This is a genomic window from Sporolactobacillus sp. KGMB 08714, assembly GCF_036598985.1.
Taxonomy (GTDB): Bacteria; Bacillota; Bacilli; order Bacillales; family Sporolactobacillaceae; genus Sporolactobacillus.
Genome location: NZ_JAUUBW010000020.1, coordinates 42,183 through 63,713, shown reverse-complemented (window position 1 = coordinate 63,713; position 21,531 = coordinate 42,183). Strand labels below are relative to the sequence as shown.

The following is a 21,531-nucleotide window of genomic DNA, read 5'->3' as shown; positions in this document are numbered from 1 at the left end:
TTGCACCGAATGCAGCCAGAGCCGCACCAAAATGCCGAAATGTCGCACCGAATCGGGCCAAAGACGCACCGAATCGTCAGGCAGTCGCACCAAATCAGAGCGGTTGCACCGAATGCGGCCGGAGTTGCACCGAAACGCCGAAATGTCGCACCGAATCGTCAGGCAGTCGCACCGAATCAGAGCGGTTGCACCGAATGCGGCCGGAGCCGCACCAAAATGCTGAAATGTCGCACCGAATCGTCGGGAAGTCGCACCGAATCAGAGCGGTCGCACCGAATGCAGCCAGAGCCGCACCAAAATGCCGAAATGTCGCACCGAATCGTCGGGAAGTCGCACCAAATCAGAGCGGTCGCACCGAATGCGGTCAGAGCCGCACCAAAATGCTGAAATGTCGCACCGAATCAGGCCAAACGCGCACCGAATCAGAGTGGTCGCACCGAATGCGGTCGGAGCCGCACCGAAACGCCGAAATGTCACACCGAATCGTCAGGCAGTCGCACCAAATCAGAGCGGTCGCACCGAATGCGGTCGGAGCCGCACCAAAATGCCGAAATGTCGCACCGAATCAGGCCAAACGCGCACCGAATCAGAGCGGTTGCACCGAATGCGGCCGGAGTTGCACCGAAACGCCGAAATGTCGCACCGAATCGGGCCAAAGACGCACCGAATCAGAGCGGTCGCACCGAATGCGGCCGGAGCCGCACCAAAATGCTGAAATGTCGCACCGAATCGTCAGGAAGTCGCACCGGAATCCAAAGTGTCAGCACAACTAAAAGTTCCTCCATTCTTTATTTTCCATCTTTTTATTTTATGCCTATCGATTTGATACGCAGCCCGATATTCGCTCTTGGTAAAGAACTTTGTCCAGTGATCAACTTAAATGATGATATGGAGCAATACTAAAAGGACCTTTGCTGGCTTGAGATCCAGAAGTCCCGAAAATTCAAGATTGCTGCGGGTTGACGAGCGGTTCACCATAAAATACTGTTTCACAAACTTTGGATTTGATGCTAAAATAATTTTTCACTCATATTGAAACGCGAAACAATGGCCGGCAGAAAAATAAGGGAGTGTTTTTCAATTTCAATTTTTAAAAACGTTGTTCTACCTTGGCTTTAAACCAGTCAGGACTTTTAAGAGAAGAGAGAATGGAAGCGGAAATCATGTACAAAAGTGTGCAATTTTCAATTGATCTCTGCATCTGAGATTTCAATGACATTCATCCAGATCCTTGCATTATGGTTGAAATGTTAACAAAAAAGACATATTATTGGTGTTGAGAAATGAATTGTGTTGTAGCTTGTGATTTAAATCTCAAACGATTTCGACTTAATTTACTACAGAAAAGGTGGCTGTGAATCATGGGTAAGCCTAAAATTTTAATCATTGGCGCGGGTTACGGAGGTATGATGACAACGGTTCGTCTGACTAAGGAGCTTGAAGCGGACGATGCCGATATAACGCTTGTCAATAAGCACAATTATCATTATCAGACGACGTGGCTGCATGAAGCGGCGGCGGGGACCATTCATCATGACCGGACGAGAATGCTGATCAAGAACGTGATCAATACGAATCGCGTCAACTTCGTTCAGGATTCAGTTCGATCGATTGACAAAGAGAACAAAAAGGTCGTTCTGAAAAACAGTGAGATTGACTATGACTATCTGGTGATTGGGTTGGGCTTTGAATCCAATACATTTGGAATCAAGGGCCTTGACGAAAATGCATTTGCCATTCGCAGTGTCAATACGGCGCGCAAAATCCGCGAGCATATTGAGTATAAATTTGCCAGCTATAACAATGATCCGGATGCGAAGGACAGCGATCTGACCATTGTCGTCGGGGGTGCGGGCCTGAGCGGTGTCGAATTTCTCGGCGAGCTTGTGAACAGAATCCCGAAGCTGTGCAAAGAGTATGATGTCGATCCGTCCAAAGTCAGGATCATTGACGTCGAAGGAACACCGCTTGTCCTTCCTCCGTTTGAACGTGATCTTGCCGAATATGCGCAGAAGTATCTGGAAGGAAAGGGTGTTGAATTCAGACTCAGTACCTTCATTAAAGAAGCGATGCCCGGCGGAGTCAAGGTTCAGAAACAGGGGAGCGATCAGCTGGAAGAAATTGAGGCAGGCACTGTCGTCTGGACAGGCGGTGTGAAGGCGAGTCATATTCCTGCTGATTCCGGCTTCGAAACGAACCGCGGAAAGATTCAGGTTACGGACGATCTTCGCGCGCCGGATGACGATCATGTTTTTGCAGTCGGGGACGTTGCAATTGTTTTTCCGGCGGAAGGCGAACGTCCTTACCCGCCGAGCGCCCAGATTGCGGTCCAGCAGGCTGAAACGGTTGCGAAAAACCTGAAACACCTGATTAAGGGGGAGCCGACTGAGAAGTTTGTATACGAGCCCAAGGGCACCGTTGCTTCTCTCGGAGAAAAAGAAGCAATCGGAGTTGTGTTCGACAAGAAGCTGACCGGAAAAACCGCGGCCGCTCTGAAAAAGGTGATCGACGACCGTTATCTGCTGATGCTTGGCGGCATTGGCCTCCTGCTCAAGAAAGGCAAACTGAATCTGCTGTAATCTGGCCCGGGAGGATTCGGCAGCTGCCGGTGTTCCCTAAAGAAGAGAAAAAGATCCGAAGTTGTTTTTCACCACTTCGGATCTTTTTTATTCACCCTAAGAAAAGGGCCTGGCTCTATTTCTTAAATTAATTGAAAATAAATTCATTATTTTAAACGGAAAGGAAAACTTAATAAAGTGTTCACCGTTCCCGAAGGATTTCCCAAATTTTCATCAGCTGAATCGTCTCATCGGGATGATCCGGAAGTTCCTCAATGAAGGAAAAAAGCCCGGGCATTTGCTTGATCCGCTCAAGCAGCCGGACATCTTCACGGCTGACATACACCGACTGGGGCTCGTGAACCAAAGGCGTCCGCCCGAGAAGAAAGTCCGTCGAGACATTCAGATAATCGGCAATTTGAACAAGCATTTCCGGATCGGGCTTGCGGGCCCCAGATTCATAGCGGCTCAGCTGGACATTTGAAATTTTCAGTTGATCGGCCATTTCCACTTGCGATAGATTTTTTTCATCGCGTAGAAAACGGATCCTGCTGCCCAGCGTGTTTCGCATTGAGGAACGCCCTCCCATTTAAAAACTTCGTTATGGATTTGGTAAACATTAAAAATTTTAACATGTTCTCTTTTTGGCGGGAGATATATTACCAAATAGGATAATATTTATGTACCTTATTCGGCTTGAATGTTATAATTTGGTTAATGATTTCCAATAAGGTAATCGGAGGATGAATGATCATGCTCACAGTTGATCTGCAGAAACTAAAAGCGTTGCGCAAATCCAAGATGTCGCTGGATCAGATGTCTTCACACCTCGGCTATCAAAGTCCGAACGGCTATTATTATCTGGAAACCGGAAGGAGCAAGATAACGGCGGAGACACTCGCTAAGGTCGCGACGATTCTTGGGGTGCCGATTGAGGAGTTTTTCGTTGAGAAAGATGAGAAGGACGAATGATTTCCTGATCCGAATGGTTCGGGCACATGATCGTTAAACGATCCCGTTCATCTATGATCAGTCGCTGTCCATGCGGAAGCCCGGCCGCAGGCAAAGTACGCACCCGCTTCAGAACAGAAAAAGTCTGCCCTGAGACGGGAAAGAAGCGCTTTTTAGACATGAAAACGTTCTTCGGCTTGATGGTTCGGCCATGAGATTTTTCCCGGGTTAAATAGAGCAGATTTATCAGCCGCCGAGGGTCTCTACCGGCTGCGTTCGCGGTTTATCTGCTGCATTGGGCTTTTTCCGGCTGAATGGGCAGGTCTATCAGCCGCAAGGGTCTTCTGCCGGCTGCGTTCGCGGTTTATCTGCTGCATTGGGCTTTTTCCGGGTAAATAGAGCAGATTTATCAGCCGCCGAGGGTCTCTACCGGCTGCGTTCGCGGTTTATCTGCTGCATTGGGCTTTTTCCGGGTTAAATAGAGCAGATTTATCAGCCGCCGAGGGTCTCTACCGGCTGCGTTCACGGTTTATCTGCTGCATTGGGCTTTTCCCGGGTAAATAGAGCAGGTCTATCAGCCGCAAGGGTCTTCTGCCGGCCGCCTCCGCAAGCCTATTGGGCCGCATGAGGTTCCCTTTCAGCCGATTTCGTCATTTATAAATGTTCATCCCGGTGGGTCCGCATAAAAAATTTTATGGCAGGGGCATGAATTCGCTGCCGGTGCTATGAATTTTTCCGGGTGAATGATAAACTAGGTATCGTACTACTTGGCTGATCAGGGCGGCGGATATCGGTCCGCCTTCTTCATGACCGGCTTATCACTGAAGGGAGGTATTATGATGTGCGGATTTTGCGGCTATATGGCGAATAGCAGTGTGCTTGAGCCCGGGCGGCACGAACAGAATGCAATGACCGAACGTGCGGAAGTGATCGAGCACCGCGGACCCGATGATGCCGGATATTATACCGATGATCAGATGCAGCTCGCATTTCGGAGACTGAGCATCATTGATCTGGCCGGGGGACACCAGCCGCTGCCTTACGATAATGATCGCTACTACATCATTTATAATGGTGAAGTTTATAACTATGTTGAATTAAGGAACGAGCTGATACGGAAGGGCTACACATTCAAGACGACCTCGGATACGGAAGTCATCGTTGCTCTGTATGCCGATTGCGGGACGGATTCTGTCAAATATTTGCGCGGCATGTTTGCTTTCCTGATCTGGGACAGGCAGGAGAAGGTATTGTTCGGAGCGCGGGATAGGTTCGGCATCAAGCCGTTTTATTATATGGAGAAAAAAGACGGGGTGTTCTTCGCCTCCGAGAAAAAGAGCCTGCTTGTCGGTGAAGAACCTCACCCCGTTTCGGAAAAGGCGCTTCAGTATTATATGACCTTCCAGTTTGTTCCGGAGCCCTATACGCTTTCCGACCGGATCCGGCGGCTTGAGCCGGGGCACTATCTTCTTAAAAAAGCCGACGGGCCGCTGCAGATCAAGCCATACTGGAAGCCGTCTTTCTCACCCGTCAGCCAGACAGTGGATGAAGCGCGGAAAAAAATCCAGAATGTGCTGGTCGACTCGGTCAAGATGCATATGAGAAGCGATGTCCCTGTCGGCGCATTCCTGTCGAGCGGCATTGATTCCACTTGTATCGTTGCCCTGGCCAAACGTTTCAATCGCAACATCAAGACGTTTACCGTCGGTTTTAAGAGCAAGGGCTACAACGAAATAGATATCGCAAGGGATTCGGCGGAGAAACTGGGTGTCGAAAATCACGCAATTGAAGTGACTCCGGAGATGTTCATGGAGGAGCTGCCGCGCATTGTCTGGCATATGGACGATCCGGTTGCCGATCCGGCCGCGATCCCGCTTTATTTCGTTGCCGGAGAGGCCAGAAAACATGTCAAGGTTGTCCTGTCGGGAGAGGGCTCGGACGAACTGTTCGGAGGCTACACCATCTACCGCGAACCGCTTGCACTCAACTGGTTTGATGCCGTGCCCGCTTCCGTAAAAAAAGGGCTTCGTGCTTTTGCAGGCAGGCTTCCCTACGGAATGAAGGGACGCAGTTATCTGCTGCGCGGCACGACGCCGCTGCTTGACCGTTATGTCGGCAATGCGTTTATGTTCAATGAAAATGAGAAAAAATATGTGCTGAAAACTTTTTCACCGGACTCGCCGTTCACGGATATTACGGGTCCCATCTATGAGCGGGCGGCCGATTATGACAAAGAAGAGCAGATGCAGCTGATTGACATTGAGACCTGGCTTCGCGGCGATATTCTTGTCAAGGCCGATCGGATGACGATGGCCCACTCTCTGGAGCTTCGTGTTCCGTTCCTGGATAAAGAAGTCTTTGAGGTAGCCCGCTCTCTGCCCGTTTCACTGAAAACGGGGAACAGGACGACCAAGTATGCCTTCCGCGAAGCGATGCGCGGCATTGTACCCGACTCGATCCTTTTCCGCAAAAAGCTCGGATTTCCCGTACCGACCCGTGTCTGGCTGAAAAATGAACTCTATGACTGGGCCAGAAAGATCATTCATGACAGCGGTACGGACCGCTACATCAATAAATCCTACGCTCTGAAGCTGCTTGACGACCACTGCAGCGGAAAACGGGATAACAGCAGAAAAATATGGACGATTTTGATGTTCATGCTCTGGCATCAGATCTATATTGAAAAAACAATCACTATTAACAAACAGCCGGTTTATCAGGCGTAAGAGAGCTGAAAACAAAAAGCCGCGGAAAATCAATTATTGATTTTCCGCGGCTTTTTCAGCTGAAAGATCTCTTTGAGGAAGGATCTCTTTGGCCGGTATCCGTTGCTTTTCAGTGAGTCTCCGGTTCCCGGCCGTGTTCCAGCTCTTCGCTCGGCTTGAATAAGATGGTCAGGCAGTACAACGCACATAGACCGACAATACCAAAAATAATACGGGAAAGCGCGGTATATGCGCCGCCGAAAATCACCGAAATCAGATCGAATCGAAAAAAGCCGATCAGTCCCCAGTTGATGCCTCCGATAATCAGAATCGTGAGGCATGTTCTCTGCAAACCGCTCATGATTTTTCCTCCTTTTTTGTCCATGCAAAGTTAGCCTGTCATGATTTTGAAAAAATATTCATGAAAATAATCGAAGACGGGTTCAAAATGATTCATAATTTTTGACCGGGGCGGAAGAAAAACGAAGTAAAAAAGTGACATTCATGTGAATCGGCCGTTTGCCTGTTTCCCTGACTTGAATTTATGGAGTGGGTCTTGTACAGTGAATAGAGAAAATAACTTTCATTTTACATTGGAGGCAAAGAGCATATGGCTAAGAAAGTTGCTTTTGACTACAGCAGCGCGCTTCCGTTCTTTTCGGAACATGAACTGGATTATTTATCGGCGGCCGTATCGGCAGCTCACAAGAAGATTCATGAAAAGGCAGGGGCAGGCAACGATTTTATCGGCTGGCTGGATCTTCCGACTGCATATGACAAAGAAGAATTTGCCCGCATTCAAAAGGCTGCCGAAAAGATAAAGAACGATTCAGATGTACTGGTTGTGATCGGCATCGGCGGGTCTTACCTCGGCGCGCGCGCAGCCATCCAGACATTGAATCATTCATTTTACAACGAACTTCCTGCAGGCGATCGCAAAACGCCGCAGATTTTCTTTGCGGGCAACAGTATCAGCCCGACTTATCTAAGTGAACTTTTTGATTTGCTGAAAGATAAAGATGTGTCGGTTGATGTGATCTCTAAATCGGGGACAACGACCGAACCGGCCATCGCATTCCGGATTTTCCGTGAATTTCTTGAGAAGAAGTATGGCAAAGAGGCGGCCAAAGGGCGGATTTTCGCAACGACGGATAAAGCCAAAGGCGCGCTGAAGACGCTGGCCGACAAGGAAGGATATGAATCCTTTGTGATTCCGGACGACGTAGGCGGCCGTTTCTCGGTTCTGACGGCTGTCGGCCTTTTACCGATCGCGGTTTCGGGCGTCGATATCGAGCAGCTGATGGCGGGGGCCCGCGATGCGCAGAACGACTTCAGCGAGCCGGATCTTGCCAAAAATCAGGCTTACCAATATGCGGCGGTCCGCAATATTCTTTACAGCAAGGGCAAAACGGTCGAAATGCTTGTTAATTTTGAACCGCATCTTCATTATTTTGCCGAATGGTGGAAGCAGCTGTTCGGCGAAAGCGAAGGCAAGGATTTCAAGGGATTGTATCCGTCGTCAGCCGATTTCAGCACGGATCTTCATTCACTCGGACAGTTCGTCCAAGAAGGCCGCCGGGTGATGTTTGAAACGGCCGTGCTTGTCGGCGAGCCGCGCAGAAACATGACGATTAAGGCGGAGGAAAGCAATCTCGACAATCTGAATTACCTGGCGGACAAAACGATGGATTTCGTCAATAAAAAGGCCGCCGAAGGTGTGCGCCTTGCCCATACGGACGGACAAGTACCGCAGCTTGTCGTCACGATTCCGGAGCTGACGGCTTATCATTTCGGCTATCTGATTTATTTCTTCGAGAAAGCCGTTGCAGTCAGCGGCTATCTGCTCGGCGTCAATCCGTTCAACCAGCCGGGTGTTGAGACCTATAAGAAAAATATGTTCGCACTGCTCGGCAAACCGGGTTTTGAAAAAGAAAAAGAAGTGCTCGAAAAACGGCTGAATCATTGAAAAACGGGTCTAACGGCGTGACGATCGCCCGCGGGAAGACAGCCGGTTTTATAAATTAAGATAAAGTGACAAAGATGTCAGAAGAGGCCCTGCCGGCGGCGGCAGGGCCTTTTTCCGTTTGACGGACGGACGCTAATCCCTTAACATGAATATCAGCGGATCATTGAGACATGCGTTCAAACGGAAGGGAAGAATTAAAGGGTGAAAGGGAAAAATGCGGGAATGCTGCCGAAACTGATCAGCATTCTTCTGACTTTTATTCAAGTCATCATCGCTTTGGAAATACTGCTTCATTTTTTCGAAGCTAATGAAACGCCGTTTGTCAAATTGCTGAACGGCCTGAGCCAGCCGATTCTTCAGCCTTTTCAGGGAATTTTCCACCCGGTCATTCTCAGCGGGCACACGCTGGACCTCTCCGCGGTATTCGCCCTGATTGTCTACAGCGTCGTCGGATTCGGCATTCAGAAGCTGCTCGGTATTTTAAAAATGAAGTAAGGCCGGGGAATCGGCGCTGGAATTTGAAACAATGAGGATCGGCCTTTTTTTCGCAGCGGAGGACTTTTCACTTGGCGATCCGGATTGACAGCAATGACTTCAGACAAACTGATTTATAGGGTCCTGAATAATTGATTCTGAATATTTATTTCCTGACCGCGGCAAATGCGGAGACAGATTTGGAAATACGAGGGCAAAACCGCAGAAATGTTCAGCCCCTCGTATTTTTTTCTGTATTTCCGGATGCTGTGTCATTAAGGATTCCGTGGAATGAATATTTGAGAAACCAGAAATTGTTCAGCAGAAAAAATCGGGACAAGCCGGCCGGCCGTGTTCGTTCCAATTTTTCCGTGGGATCGTTTAAAAAGCCGGACTGAAAAATGGCATCGTTGACCTCATTATGGAAAATGTAAATTAATTGAATGAAATATGGATTTTGTACAGCAAATCCCTTCTAACCTTTAATCCGTTCTGCACCATTTAATTCTCTTAATATATATTTTTCCTTCAAGGCTTTAGAGGCAATCCCTGCGCCTATGATTAACATTAAAGAAGCCAAATTCGCAAAAAATGCTCCACCGTACAAAGTAAAATCCAAAGCAGTCAATTTGTTCAGAATTACGGTACCGACTTTAAGTATCCCGTTCGCTCATTGTCCGGCTATGCTTGCCGTCAATTCATGATCGACTCTTCCTGAAACCGTTTCTCGAAAGGCGACGAGCGGTTCCAAGATCAATAAACTTCTGCGATGGCCGATAAATCTCTGTCCCGGTTGATGAATCGGCTGGACTTGCTGAAGACCGATTAAACACCGTCGACGACCGATAAACGGCTACTAATGGTCGATAAGGAACTGAAATCCAATCCATACAGCCGGGCCGCAGGTTGTGATTCTTTTTCTTTGCACGTGGAGAAGTTATCCATTACTTTTCGGAGAACTTACTGGCTTCCGGAGTCATTTGAATGATACGCGCAACACGGTGAGGCAACATAGATAAATCATGATGACTTTTTCGTGACGGCGAAATGATTATCTGCCGATTACCAAATTTTCTGCTTTCAGATTGTTATGACGATAAGAGTTTCACAGTGCATCATCCGGAATGAGTCCGGTTTGTTTTTATTATAGTAAAATAAAGAAGCCGATTGCTGCTGCAATCGGCTTCTTTCGATAAATAGATGGAGCATAGGGGGATCGAACCCCTGACCTCTGCCATGCGAAGGCAACGCTCTCCCAGCTGAGCTAATGCCCCAGATCATTGCTTTATTTACGTCAACTCAAATAGTTTAACAAAATATTGTGTGACCGTCAATAAGTGAGACCGAATATTTATGATAAATGCTCGGGAGCTTTAATAAAGATGTTGTCCGTTCAATTTTGTCTCTTTATCTGACATTATTATGTTATAAGATGAAACATTTTTTCGTTTAAAAATAAACAAGATTTATTTATTTTTGAATACGCCATCATTCGCAGCCTGACAGAAATTATTGAGATGAGTGAATGAACAAATTAGTCGGAGTGTATTGAATATTTATGAATAATGAGTATAATGAAAATTATTAATTGTAATTTTTTATTACATCTATTTTTCTCACAATTTACATTATTTAAAAAGTAGGAGGAATTTTGTATGAGCAATATTTTTAAAACGAAGCCGATCGCAAGCCTGATTGCCGAAACAAAGGGCAAGCAGGGCCTGAAAAAGGCGTTGAGCGCATTTGACCTGACCTTGCTCGGCATCGGAGCCGTAATCGGAACCGGTATTTTTGTTTTAACCGGGGTTGCGGCGGCCAATTATTCAGGCCCCGCACTTGTCATTTCATTTATTTTATCCGGATTGGCCTGCTTCTTCGCCGCTTTGTGCTATGCCGAATTTTCTTCGACAGTTCCGGTTGCGGGCAGCGCTTATACTTACAGCTACGCTGCTCTCGGCGAAATCTGGGCGTGGATCATCGGCTGGGATCTGATTCTTGAATATGCCGTGGCAATCAGCGCGGTTGCCATCGGCTGGTCGGGCTACGCCGTCTCTTTGCTGCAGAGCATCGGACTGACGCTGCCGAAAGCCTTCACGCTGGCGCCGCTTGACGGAGGCATCGTCAATCTTCCGGCCATGCTCATTATTGCTCTTATTGCCTGGCTTCTGATTACCGGCGTCCGGCAGACATCAAATTTGAACAGTGCAATCGTGATTATCAAATTAGTTGTGATCGCTCTGTTCATTGTTCTGGCTGTTTGGCATGTCAAGCCGTCCAACTGGGTTCCGTTCATGCCTTTCGGTTTTAATGGCGTCGTTTCCGGCGCGGCCGTCATCTTCTTTGCCTATATCGGCTTTGATGCCGTGTCGACGGCGGCTGAGGAAACAAAGAATCCGCAGAGAGACCTTCCCCGCGGCATTCTTTATTCGCTCCTGATCTGCACAGCGTTGTATATTGTCGTTTCAGCCATTCTTACCGGTGTTGTCAAATATACCGCATTTGCCCACACATCCGCTCCCGTTGCTTATGCCCTTCAGCAGATCGGCATTAACTGGGGTTCCGCGCTTGTTTCCGTCGGCGCAATCTGCGGGATTACTTCGGTGCTGCTCGTCATCACTTACGGCCAGACGCGTATTTTCTTCGCGATGGCCCGGGACGGCCTCATTCCCCAGGTATTCGGCAAAGTCAGCGAAGAGCACCAGACACCGGTGATGTCGACCGTGCTTGTTGCTATTGTAACCATGGTTACCGCAGGCTTCCTTCCGATCGGCATCGTTGCCGAACTGGCGAATATCGGAACACTGTTTGCATTTATCATCGTTTCGATCGGGGTCTGGGTCCTTCGTGTAAGGAGACCGGATCTGAAAAGAGCGTTCAGGACACCTTGGGTACCCGTTGTCGTTCCGCTGGCTGTCCTGTCCTGCGGCTATCTGGTCATTCATCTTCAACCGGCGACCCTGCTTCGCTTTGTCGTCTGGTTTGCAATCGGTATGGTCGTCTACTTTGCATACAGCAGGAATCACAGCCTGCTCAGCCAGGCGCTCGAATCGGAAAAATCTTCTTCTTCCGTGTCCTGACGGAGGCAGATTTGTACTGAAATATAGATAATTTTCGGCGGCATTTTTCGCAGCAATGTGAAAAATGCTGTTTTTTTAATAAGATAAGTATAGAATTTGAAGGTGTCACAAGGCTGAACTGGTGGTACCTTTTTTTATGCGAAAAGAAAGTTAAGAAGAATGAATCTCGGCTGCGTCCGGGAACGCTGCCGGGTTTCTCTTTATTCCGTTCCATCCTGTCAAAAATTTTTGTAATCCGCTTGAGCTCTTTATTTTTTTGGTAAGGTAAAAGAGATAGTTCAGCACGTAAAGGCGAATAATATAATTGGCATGATGCACACAAGACATTGCGAAGGAGAAATGATTCGAATGGATAAGGCCGGGTTATATAAACGTTTGTTTATGGTCGCCTACTTTATCTTGGGTGCGGTGATTGTCGGGCTGCTTGTCTTTTTTATACTTCTTCTTATTGGCAACTATCTGACCGATGATCAAAGCCTGGTGATGAGCCGGACGTCGGTCATCGTTGATCAGCAGGGACATGAGATTTCAAAACTCTATGAAGAGAACCGGGACCCCGTTTCTTTAAAAAAGGTGCCGAAGTATGTCCAGAACGCCTTTATTGCGACGGAGGATTCGCGCTTTTATCAAAATTCCGGAATTGATCTTCGCGGAACGCTGCGCGCCGCCGTGACGGATATTCTGTCGGGCCAGAAGGCGGAAGGCGGCAGCACGATTACGCAGCAGCTTGCCAGAAATGCCTATCTTTCGAACGACAAGACGTGGCTTCGGAAACTGAAAGAAGCGGCGATCGCCATCAGCCTGGAACGAAAATACAGCAAGAATCAGATTCTCGAGATGTATCTGAATCAGCTCTATTTCGGCAATGGCATTTACGGGATTGAGATGGCTTCAAAATTTTTCTTCAACAAGGATGTCAGCCAGCTGACCGAAGATGAGGGCGCGCTGCTTGCCGCGCTCCCAAAGGGCCCGAACGGCTATTCGCCGATCTCCCATCCGACCCTTGCGCTTCAAAGGCGCAATCTCGTTCTGGACCTCATGCAGAAAAACGGCTATCTTTCGGCGGAGCAGTGCGTCCGGCTGAAGGGCAAGACATTGGGGCTTAATGTAACGAAGATCCAGAGCCATCCGGAGTATGATACGTATATCGACATGATCAAGGATGAAGCTCAGCAGCGCTACCATATCGGGAATGATGAACTGATGCGCGGCGGCTATAAAATTGTCGTTCCGATCAACATTCAGGCACAGAAGGCGGCCTACACGGCGTTTAATAACAGCAGTTATTTTCGCGGCACGAATCCGAATGTTTCGCCCCAGGGCGCGTTTGTGCTGATGAGCAAGGACGGTGCGGTTCTCGCCGTTCAGGGCGGAAGGGATTACGTGAGCGGCGGTTATAACCGGGTGAATGTTTTACGGCAGCCGGGATCGTCGTTTAAACCGCTCGCCGTGTACGGCCCGGCGCTTGATTCGGGAAATTATCAGCCTTTTTCCATGCTTCAGGATAAACAGGTCGTCTATAAAAATTACGGCAACTATGCGCCTAAAAATTATAATGGCGTTTATAACGGACAAATGTCGATGTATGACGCCGTCACGGTCTCGCAGAATGCTCCGGCGGTCTGGCTGCTCGATCAGATCGGGATCAGCCGCAGCAAGACGTATCTGTCTAAACTGGGGTTCAATCTGCCGGATAACGGTCTGGCCATCGCTCTCGGCGGTTTGCAGCAGGGCGTTTCTCCGCTGCAAATGGCAACGGCCTATACGGCATTCGACAATCAGGGAGTGAAAACGACGCCGTACTTCATTCAGTCTATTTACGATTCCAATGGCCGCCGGATCGGCGGGGCGCAGACGAAGAAAACGAAAGTTTTTTCAGCTCAGACCGCCTGGTACATGACGCGGATGCTCCAGTCCGTCGTGAAAAACGGAACGGCGCAGGCCGGCTATACCGATGCGGCACTTGCCGGGAAGACCGGTTCGACAGCCTATACGAAATACGGACTGAGAGACGCCTGGTTTGTCGGCTATACGCCGGATGTTGTCGGGTCCGTCTGGATCGGATACGATCAGACAAGCGCGAATCAGTTCCTTTCGGGATCCAGCGACGACGCCGTTCGTTTGTTTAAATCGGTGCTTAATAATGTTCCGGGCGAGTCGCGCCTTGCATTTGTTAAACCGGCAAACGTGTCCGACCTTGATCAGCCGATCCGGCTGGCGCAGGTGACTCATTTAAATATAGAGGGAACACTTGGAAAATTCGCCATGCCGGCATTGAAACTGACCTGGGACGCTTCGTCCGACAAACGGATTGTTTACCGGATTTTCGAGGAACAGAACGGAGTCAGCACGCTTAAAGGGGAAGTCACCGGAGAAAGCCAGTATCAGATCAATTTTATCAATCCGATGACCACGGCTACCTATTTCGTGGTGCCTTATAATCCGCAGACCAATCAGCAGGGAACGTCTTCACCTAAAGTCGACGTGAACTGGTTCTCCCGCCTGCAGGGGACGGCTTTGGGAAATTCAGGGTGAAATTTGTCGTTTTATCTCGTAAAATAGAATTATGTCCGAAGAAACGCTGCGGGGCCCGGCGGCATGCGAAGAACAGGGCTTATAAATTGTCAGACGGAGAATGCCGTTTGTCTTATTTTGCTGCTGCCCTAAGAAAGGCTGTCCGCAAAGGGGGAGCGGCGATGAGATTGAGGTTCGGAAAATGAGTCTGTGATGTTTTAAAAAATTGGAGAGACTGCCTCAAAATCGAAAAATCAATTGATGAGACAGCCTCGGCATCCTTTGAAAGGGATTGGATAAATTGCTGAATGATATATTTCTGAGAGCATGCAGACATGAAGAGGTCCCCTACATACCGGTCTGGTATATGCGTCAGGTGGGACGCTACCAGAAGGAGTACCGGGAGATTCGCAGGAACTATTCGTTTTTCGACATCAGCCGCAATCCGGAAATCTGTGCGCAGGTTACCTGTTCCCCGGTCGAAAAGCTGGGGGTGGACGCGGCCATCCTGTTTGCAGACATCATGACGCCTCTGAAAGCACGGGGACTCGATGTGAAAATCGTTGAAGGGGTCGGGCCGGTCATTGAGCATCCGGTAAAATCGGGGAAAGATCTGACCCGCCTCGGCGGGCTGGATCCCCGCGCTGACGTACCTTACGTACTTGAGACGATCAAAATACTCCGCCGCCGGCTTCAGGTCCCGCTGATCGGTTTTGCGGGTGCTCCTTTTACACTGGCAAGCTATCTGGTGGAAGGCGGCCCGTCAAAAGATTATCATCGGACAAAGGCGTTTATGTATACACAGCCCGGCGACTGGAAGGTGCTGATGGATTATCTTTCCGAGCTGACCATTGCTTATCTGCAGGCGCAGATTGAGGCGGGCGCTCAGGCAGTTCAAGTGTTTGATTCGTGGGTCGGCGCCCTGGGAGAGGAAGATTATCGGACCTATATAGCTCCGTCCATGGAAAAAATTTTTACAGAACTTAAGCAGACCGGAGCGGTAAGTATCTATTTCGGGGCGGGAGCGGGCCATCTGCTGAAGGAATGGGCCAAACTTCCGGCCGATGTGCTTTCCGTCGACTGGCGCACATCGCTTGCCGAGGCGCGCAGACAGGCGGGCGGCAAGGCTCTTCAGGGCAATCTCGATCCCTCGCTGCTGCTTGCTCCCCCGGAACTGTTAAAAGAACGCGCCGGAGAAATCCTTGATGCATCAGGCGGGAAAACAGGGTTCATTTTTAATCTGGGCCATGGCGTTTTTCCGGAAGTCAAAGAACAGGCATTGAAAACATTGACGGATTTTGTTCATGATTATTCCAAAAATATGAAAAAGCTGGTGCAAACAAATGGAAAATGAGACAGTCGGCCTGCTTGTCATGGCCTACGGCACGCCCTATCAAAAGGAGGATATCGTGCCTTATTATACGGCGATCCGTCACGGCAGGCGGCCGAGCGATGAGCAGATTGCCGATCTGACCCGCCGCTATGAGCGGATCGGCGGGGTATCTCCGCTCGCGGAACTGACGCGCCGGCAGGCTCTGGCTCTGGAGAGCAGGCTGAACGAGCGCCGGCAGGCTCTGACTTTTAAAGCGTATCTCGGACTTAAATATATCCACCCGTTTATTGAAGACGCGGTCAGGCGGATTCATGAGGACGGCATCAGCCGTGCCGTTGCACTTGTGCTGGCGCCCCACTATTCGCGATTCAGTGTTCAGTCCTATACCGACAGGGCGCGTGCGGCTGCAGAAAAATCAGACGGTCCGCAGATTGTGCCCATTGAGAGCTGGTACAGGGAGACAAATTTCATTCGTTTCTGGGCGGGACAGATTCGGCAGACCCTGGCATCGATTCCGAAATCTGAACAGGATCGGAGTGTCGTTATTTTCTCGGCCCACAGCCTGCCGGAGAAAATTCTGAAAAACGGTGATCCGTATCCCGACCAGGTTGCGGAAACGGCGGAAGCGATTGCCGGGGAAGCGGGAATCAGCCACTATGTCCGGGCATGGCAGAGTGCAGGAAAAACGCGCGACTCGTGGCTCGGGCCGGATGTGCTTGATATCGTCCGGACATTGAGAGAAACAGAGGGCTATCGACATTTTATATTCTGCCCGATCGGTTTCGTGTCCGAGCATCTGGAGGTGCTTTATGATAATGATCAGCAGTGCCGGCGGCTCGTCGAATCGCTCGGCGGCATCTATCACCGTCCGCAGATGCCTGATACCGATCCGCTTTTTATCGACGCCCTCTCCTCAGCGGTGCTCAAGGTGCTGGATCAGTAGAGGGTGCGCCCCCTCTTTCTGAAGCGGACAGCAAACCGGATGGGGCGGCAGTCCGCCTCACAGGATGAATCGTTTCCCTTTTGGATCGGCTTACTTGAGCGGTCTGTTTTTTTTCAAGCGGCAGCAGGAGTTTTTTTCTTTGTTTGCGTTCCTGCCGAACCTGTCCGGGAAGATGCAGCGGTTTCTGAAAAAAAACGCGATCGGGACCGACGCATTCGCACGCTTATAAGCGCATGTTTTAGATGATGAGATGCTTTTGCAATACTAAATGACCGTTTTGCTTATTCGGTCAGAAATCGGTGATAAAAATGGTTGTCGATCGTAAAGAGAGCATTGCCAAAGCGGCTGAAAGAACTTTTGCATCTTTCGGCTACAAGGCTACGACAATGGATCTTGTGGCACGCGTGGCCAATGTCGGCAAAGGGACAATTTATACTTTTTATAAGAATAAGGAGGAATTGTTCTATGCGATTATGAATCAGTTTATCCAAAAGCTTAAAAAAGTGGCGCTGAATGCGATCCATCCGGAGGACAGCTTTTTCGTCAATCTGCACCGGGCGCTGTACAATGTGCTGGAACTGCGCAAGGAGCATCAGCTGACGATCAAACTGACGCAGGAAATCAAAGAAATCGGCACGATACAGGCAAAACAGGCGCTGGCCAATATAGAAGACGCGATTCTTCTCTTCCTTGAGGGTTACGTGAAGGATGCGATCGCTAAGGGAGAAATTCAGCCGTGTGACACCAGGATCACGTCGTTTGTTATTCTGAAGCTGTATATCGCCCTTGTTTTTGACTGGGAAGAACGGCACGCTCCCCTGAGCAGCGAAGAGATTGCCAATCTATTTGATCTGTATCTGGTAAGGGGATTAAAGAAATAATGATCCGATGCTTTTTTATCGTACAAAATGACCAAATGACCGGTATGGTCATAATGATTGCCGCAGATATATAAAATGAATGTGCCGGTTAAAAAATTTTAAGGTGCAAGGAAAAGGGTGTTTTGCTTCATGAATGTTTTTCAATTATTCGGGGAAGAAGTGAAGGCCATTGTCGGCAAACCGAAAAATATTATTTTTATGCTTGCCGTGATGTGCATCCCGCTCCTTTATGCGGGTATGTTTCTCTACGCCTTCTGGAATGCCTATGGAATGAGCGGACATCTGCCGGTTGCCGTCGTCAATCAGGATCAGGGCACAATGCTTGACGGAAAGCATCTGAATGCAGGCAGCGATCTGGTTTCGAAACTTAAAAAAGATAACCATTTCGACTGGCAGTTTGTCAGCAATCAGAAGGCGAATGACGGGTTTAAAAATAATCGTTACTTTATGGTTGTCCGGATACCGGCAAGCTTTTCGAAAAATGCTACAACTTTAGTCGATAAAACAGTCAGACCGGCCAATCTGTACTACCAGATCAACTCCGATTATAATTTCGTTGCCGCTAAAATGGCAGGAACCGGGCTGAATACACTGAAAGCGGACGTATCGTCTCAAGTTACAAAATTATACGCTCAGTCGATGTATGCCCAGCTGGATAAACTTTCGCGCGGCCTGAACACTGCTGCTCAGGGATCGAAGGATCTTGCGAAAGGCGGCGGCCAGGAAGTTGCCGGCCTGAATCAATTGAAAAGCGGTTTTAAAAGTCTGATGAACGGCACGAATCAGCTCGCCGATGGCTCCGGGCAGCTCGCCGGCGGCACGGCGAAGCTGAATACGGGATTAAAAACAGCCGCGAACGGTACGAACCAGCTCTACAGTCAGACCCGTTCAAATAGTGACAATATAGCAAAGCTGGCGGACGGCGCCAATTCGCTTGCGAATAATCTTAACCGGCTGAACAAAGGTGCGGTGCAGCTTGCCAATGGCTCCGGACAGCTGGCTGGCGGATCAAAGTCCCTGACAAGCGGAGTGGATCAGTATCTTGCCGGGCTGAATCAATTCCAGCAAGGGATGCAGCAGGAAAAAGACGGACTGGACCGGCTGAACAGCCGGCTCGCCGCTTCAAAACCGCAGATTGACAGTCTTACCAGCCAAATGAATCAGCTGAGCGGCGGAATTAATCAGGTCAACAGCGGCACCAATCAATTGGCCAATGGGGTAAGCCAGCTCGCTGATCAGAAAACAGGGGTTCCGCAGCTTTATTCCGGAATGATTCGTTTGCAGGAGGAAGTAAATGGCCTGGCCGATCAGCTGAGCGGTACGAAGCCTGAAAATCTTGATCAATTAGTCAGCGGGCTTAAGAATTTGACAGCGGGCATTAAAAATATGCAAAGTCAGGTGAATGATCCGACGACCGCTGCTGCGCTTGGGCAGCTGCAGCAAAAAATCAGTGATGATCTGACGAAAATCGTTCAAAACGAAGCGAGCAGCAATGGGGAAATGATCAGTACGATCAACTCCGATGCCAGCTTAACTCAAACTCAAAAAGACAATTTATCCGCTCAGATTGGCAAGATACAGACAACGGAACAGCAGGCAACAGTATCTCTGGTTAAAGAGATAGGCAGCAATTTAACGGCTATAAGCAGCAGCCTGTCCACGCAGACGAAAAATTTAAATAGCGGTCTGAACAGCATTTCAGCAGGCTTAAACGGTGTTAGCGGCCAACCGGGATTGACCGCCGGCGTCACCGAATTAGTCAATGGGCAGAAACAATTGACCGCAGGAATAGTAGCAAACGGGACCAGCGTGACACTTCAGTCCGGGGTAAACCAACTGGCCGCAGGGATAACGGATTTGAGAAACAATGTTGTCGGCGTACCCGGACAAAATGGAATGAACAACGGGAGCCCGAGCCTGTCTCTTGGCATGCAGACACTGCAAAAGGGTACGAATACATTGGCTGATCAAGTCAATTCAAGCCGCTCGATAGAACAAATGACCGATCAGTTAAATGAGCTCTCTTCCGCCGTAACCCAGCTCGACAGCGGAGTGACACAGCTTAGCAGCGGTTCTCAATCGTTGCAATCTAATTTTGCTAAATTAAGCGATGGAACGCATCGGCTGATTGCCGGAATGAACATCCTACAGACCAATCTGTCCAAAGTTCCGGGTGCGACTCAGGCACTGGAAAAAGGTGCCGGCCAGCTTGCGGCAGGCAACAGCGAACTGAATCAAACCTGGCCTCAGCTGGTTGGCGGCATGAAGTCGCTGCAGACCGGAACGAATCAGCTTGTTTCCGGGAGTAATCAACTAGCGACGAATATGAATACTTTAAACAGCGGCGTCTCCAGCCTTTCAAATGGTCAGGACCAGCTTGCCGGCGGAACAAACCAACTGGCTTCCGGTGCGCAGAAAATTTATAACGGCAACAAGACACTGGGCAGCAATCTATCCGGTGCGCACAGCCAGCTTGCCGCTACGCCGACAGACAATGCCCATGCTGCTAAATTTTCGCAGCCGGTGACGGCGATCGACGGGACGCATCAGTCGGTCGACACATTCGGATCGGGCTTTGCTCCTTATTTTATCTCGCTCGCGTTTTTTATCGGGGCATTGATACTGACAATCATCTATAATCTCGGGCGTCCGGCGGGCCTTTCTCAAAATGGCGCAGCCATAGCATTGAGCAAGTTTTTGGTCACGATACTGATGAGCATCGGCAGCTCGTTTCTGATCGATTTCACGGTTCTTAAAGGACTCGGGCTCAATGTGTCGCATCCGTGGACGTTTGTCGGCTTCAGCGTGCTGACCAGTGCGACCTTCATGGCGATTATCCTCTTTCTTGCCGGGACGTTCGGTAATGTCGGTCAATTCATCGCTCTGGTTATCTTGATTCTGCAGCTCGTTACCAGCAGCGGAGCCTATGCTGTTCAGCTGATTCCGAGCCTGATTCAGCCTGTCGCCCGCATCCTCCCGATGACATACAGCGTCGCCGGATTCAGAAATATTATCGACGGCCGTCAGCAGGCGATGCTTGCCCAGAATGCGCTTATTCTGGCCGGATTTCTCGTCTCTGCACTCGTGCTGAGCATGATCGGCTTTACGGTGAAATTCCATCTGAATAACAGACCGCCGAGAACGAGCGCTTCGTATCGGGAGACGACGGCCGAATCCTAAAAAATGAAAAACAACGGCTGGGGAAAAAACCGCCGTCGGGCTGTGATCGGCCCGTTCGGCGGTTTTTTCCTTGTCTGATGATTCTATTCAGCCTGATTCATTAAAGATTTTCAATCCGTCCGATATAATGGACGGTAAAAGTGCCGTTATCATACACAAGTTTGGTCACGCTCGTATTCGGAATCGACGAAACCCGCTTGTCCCGGTCCAGGAGAGAAAAGAGCAGACAGTTGATGAACAGTCCGTGGCTGACGGCGAGAACGGCGGACTGTTTGGAAGCGGCAAGCAGATTCAGGACCTCGGCAACCCGTTTTCTGACGTCGCCATAACTCTCCGCAAGTCCGGCGCTGTCCAGCTTCTTCAATATATCCAGCCCGCGGACTTTTAATTCATCCGGCGAATCTCCGCTGATCACAAGATCGCCCGTTTCTTCGCTTACCCGCTGCCACATCAGGTTGTTCGGGCCTCCTTCGAACATGCCGAAGCCGACCTCGCGCAGATCGGCGGTTTCAACGAGGGGCACATCGGGGCTTGCCGAATGTGACAGAATAAGCTTTGCAGTCTGCCTGGCTCTCCCGAGATCGCTCGTGAAGGCGGCATCAAACACGATGCCCTCTTTCTTAAAGCGTGCGCCTAATTCGGCGGCCCGGCGCGCCCCGGTTTCAGTCAGCGGCGAGTCGGAGCATCCCTGCACCTTATTCAGTTTGTTAAAAAGCGTTTGTCCATGCCTGACGAGATAAATTGTTTTCATTCCACATCCTCCAGACAATAATCGTGGGTAACATTTTTCTTCTCTCTGAGATAAAACGATTTTAAAAAACAATGGACGTGTTAAGCTTAGCGTAAAAGGGGTTTTCTTGTAAAGAGGCCGATCCTCATTTCACCTGCAGGAGGCCCGGCGCCGGGCGGAAAAGAAACTTCGCTTCGTTTGGTGCCGCTGGCCGGGCTT

General features: G+C 49.5%; 14 protein-coding genes and 1 tRNA gene. 11 read left to right on the top strand and 4 right to left on the bottom strand.

Annotated features, from left to right (window positions below; all coding sequences use genetic code 11):
- The first annotated feature begins 1,361 nt into the window (after positions 1-1,361).
- On the top strand, positions 1,362-2,579 hold the full coding sequence (locus tag Q6A92_RS10285) for an NAD(P)/FAD-dependent oxidoreductase (RefSeq protein ID WP_332238064.1): 1,218 nt from the start codon (positions 1,362-1,364) through the stop codon (positions 2,577-2,579).
- Positions 2,580-2,760: 181 nt separating this feature from the next.
- Here the strand turns inward: Q6A92_RS10285 and Q6A92_RS10280 are convergent, their stop codons facing one another.
- On the bottom strand, positions 2,761-3,129 hold the full coding sequence (locus tag Q6A92_RS10280) for a helix-turn-helix domain-containing protein (RefSeq protein WP_274397701.1): 369 nt from the start codon (positions 3,127-3,129) through the stop codon (positions 2,761-2,763).
- 182 nt (positions 3,130-3,311) lie between these two features.
- On the opposite strand from Q6A92_RS10280, the gene Q6A92_RS10275 reads away from it, so the two are divergent.
- Both Q6A92_RS10275 and asnB read left to right on the top strand, forming a co-directional pair.
- Positions 3,312-3,530 carry a helix-turn-helix domain-containing protein gene (locus tag Q6A92_RS10275; protein WP_332238063.1) on the top strand — a complete coding sequence of 73 codons (219 nt, stop codon included), beginning with the start codon at positions 3,312-3,314 and terminating at the stop codon, positions 3,528-3,530.
- An 818-nt stretch (positions 3,531-4,348) separates the two neighbouring features.
- On the top strand, positions 4,349-6,235 hold the full coding sequence (asnB, locus tag Q6A92_RS10270; RefSeq protein ID WP_332238062.1) for an asparagine synthase (glutamine-hydrolyzing): 1,887 nt from the start codon (positions 4,349-4,351) through the stop codon (positions 6,233-6,235).
- A 109-nt stretch (positions 6,236-6,344) separates the two neighbouring features.
- On the opposite strand, the gene Q6A92_RS10265 is transcribed toward asnB, so the two are convergent.
- Positions 6,345-6,575 carry a DUF378 domain-containing protein gene (locus Q6A92_RS10265; RefSeq protein WP_274397698.1) on the bottom strand — a complete coding sequence of 77 codons (231 nt, stop codon included), beginning with the start codon at positions 6,573-6,575 and terminating at the stop codon, positions 6,345-6,347.
- 249 nt (positions 6,576-6,824) lie between these two features.
- On the opposite strand from Q6A92_RS10265, the gene Q6A92_RS10260 reads away from it, so the two are divergent.
- Entirely contained in the window at positions 6,825-8,180 is a 1,356-nt protein-coding gene (locus tag Q6A92_RS10260) for a glucose-6-phosphate isomerase (RefSeq protein WP_332238061.1), read from the top strand.
- Between the two features lie 201 nt (positions 8,181-8,381).
- Complete coding sequence (locus Q6A92_RS10255; protein WP_274397696.1) at positions 8,382-8,675, top strand: YggT family protein; 294 nt, start codon at positions 8,382-8,384, stop codon at positions 8,673-8,675.
- Between the two features lie 1,180 nt (positions 8,676-9,855).
- Here Q6A92_RS10255 and Q6A92_RS10250 read toward each other — a convergent pair.
- A tRNA-Ala gene (locus tag Q6A92_RS10250) sits at positions 9,856-9,928 on the bottom strand.
- A 381-nt stretch (positions 9,929-10,309) separates the two neighbouring features.
- Between Q6A92_RS10250 and Q6A92_RS10245 the strand changes: the two genes are divergently transcribed.
- The 6 genes from Q6A92_RS10245 to Q6A92_RS10220 all read left to right on the top strand — a co-directional run bounded on the left by Q6A92_RS10245 (position 10,310) and on the right by Q6A92_RS10220 (position 20,582).
- On the top strand, positions 10,310-11,731 hold the full coding sequence (locus tag Q6A92_RS10245) for an amino acid permease (RefSeq protein ID WP_274397695.1): 1,422 nt from the start codon (positions 10,310-10,312) through the stop codon (positions 11,729-11,731).
- A gap of 348 nt (positions 11,732-12,079) precedes the next feature.
- Entirely contained in the window at positions 12,080-14,266 is a 2,187-nt protein-coding gene (locus Q6A92_RS10240; protein WP_274397694.1) for a transglycosylase domain-containing protein, read from the top strand.
- A gap of 271 nt (positions 14,267-14,537) precedes the next feature.
- Positions 14,538-15,599: a uroporphyrinogen decarboxylase gene (gene hemE / locus Q6A92_RS10235; RefSeq protein ID WP_274397693.1), complete on the top strand. Its 1,062-nt coding sequence runs from the start codon at positions 14,538-14,540 to the stop codon at positions 15,597-15,599.
- Complete coding sequence (gene hemH, locus Q6A92_RS10230; RefSeq protein ID WP_332238058.1) at positions 15,589-16,521, top strand: ferrochelatase; 933 nt, start codon at positions 15,589-15,591, stop codon at positions 16,519-16,521. The genes hemE and hemH overlap by 11 nt, the downstream gene beginning before the upstream one ends.
- A gap of 308 nt (positions 16,522-16,829) precedes the next feature.
- Positions 16,830-17,402, top strand: coding sequence for a TetR/AcrR family transcriptional regulator (locus Q6A92_RS10225; RefSeq protein WP_274397691.1), 573 nt, complete (start codon positions 16,830-16,832; stop codon positions 17,400-17,402).
- A gap of 129 nt (positions 17,403-17,531) precedes the next feature.
- Positions 17,532-20,582, top strand: coding sequence for a YhgE/Pip domain-containing protein (locus tag Q6A92_RS10220; protein WP_332238056.1), 3,051 nt, complete (start codon positions 17,532-17,534; stop codon positions 20,580-20,582).
- A 100-nt stretch (positions 20,583-20,682) separates the two neighbouring features.
- Here the strand turns inward: Q6A92_RS10220 and Q6A92_RS10215 are convergent, their stop codons facing one another.
- On the bottom strand, positions 20,683-21,333 hold the full coding sequence (locus Q6A92_RS10215; protein ID WP_274397689.1) for a histidine phosphatase family protein: 651 nt from the start codon (positions 21,331-21,333) through the stop codon (positions 20,683-20,685).
- Positions 21,334-21,531 lie beyond the last annotated feature (198 nt).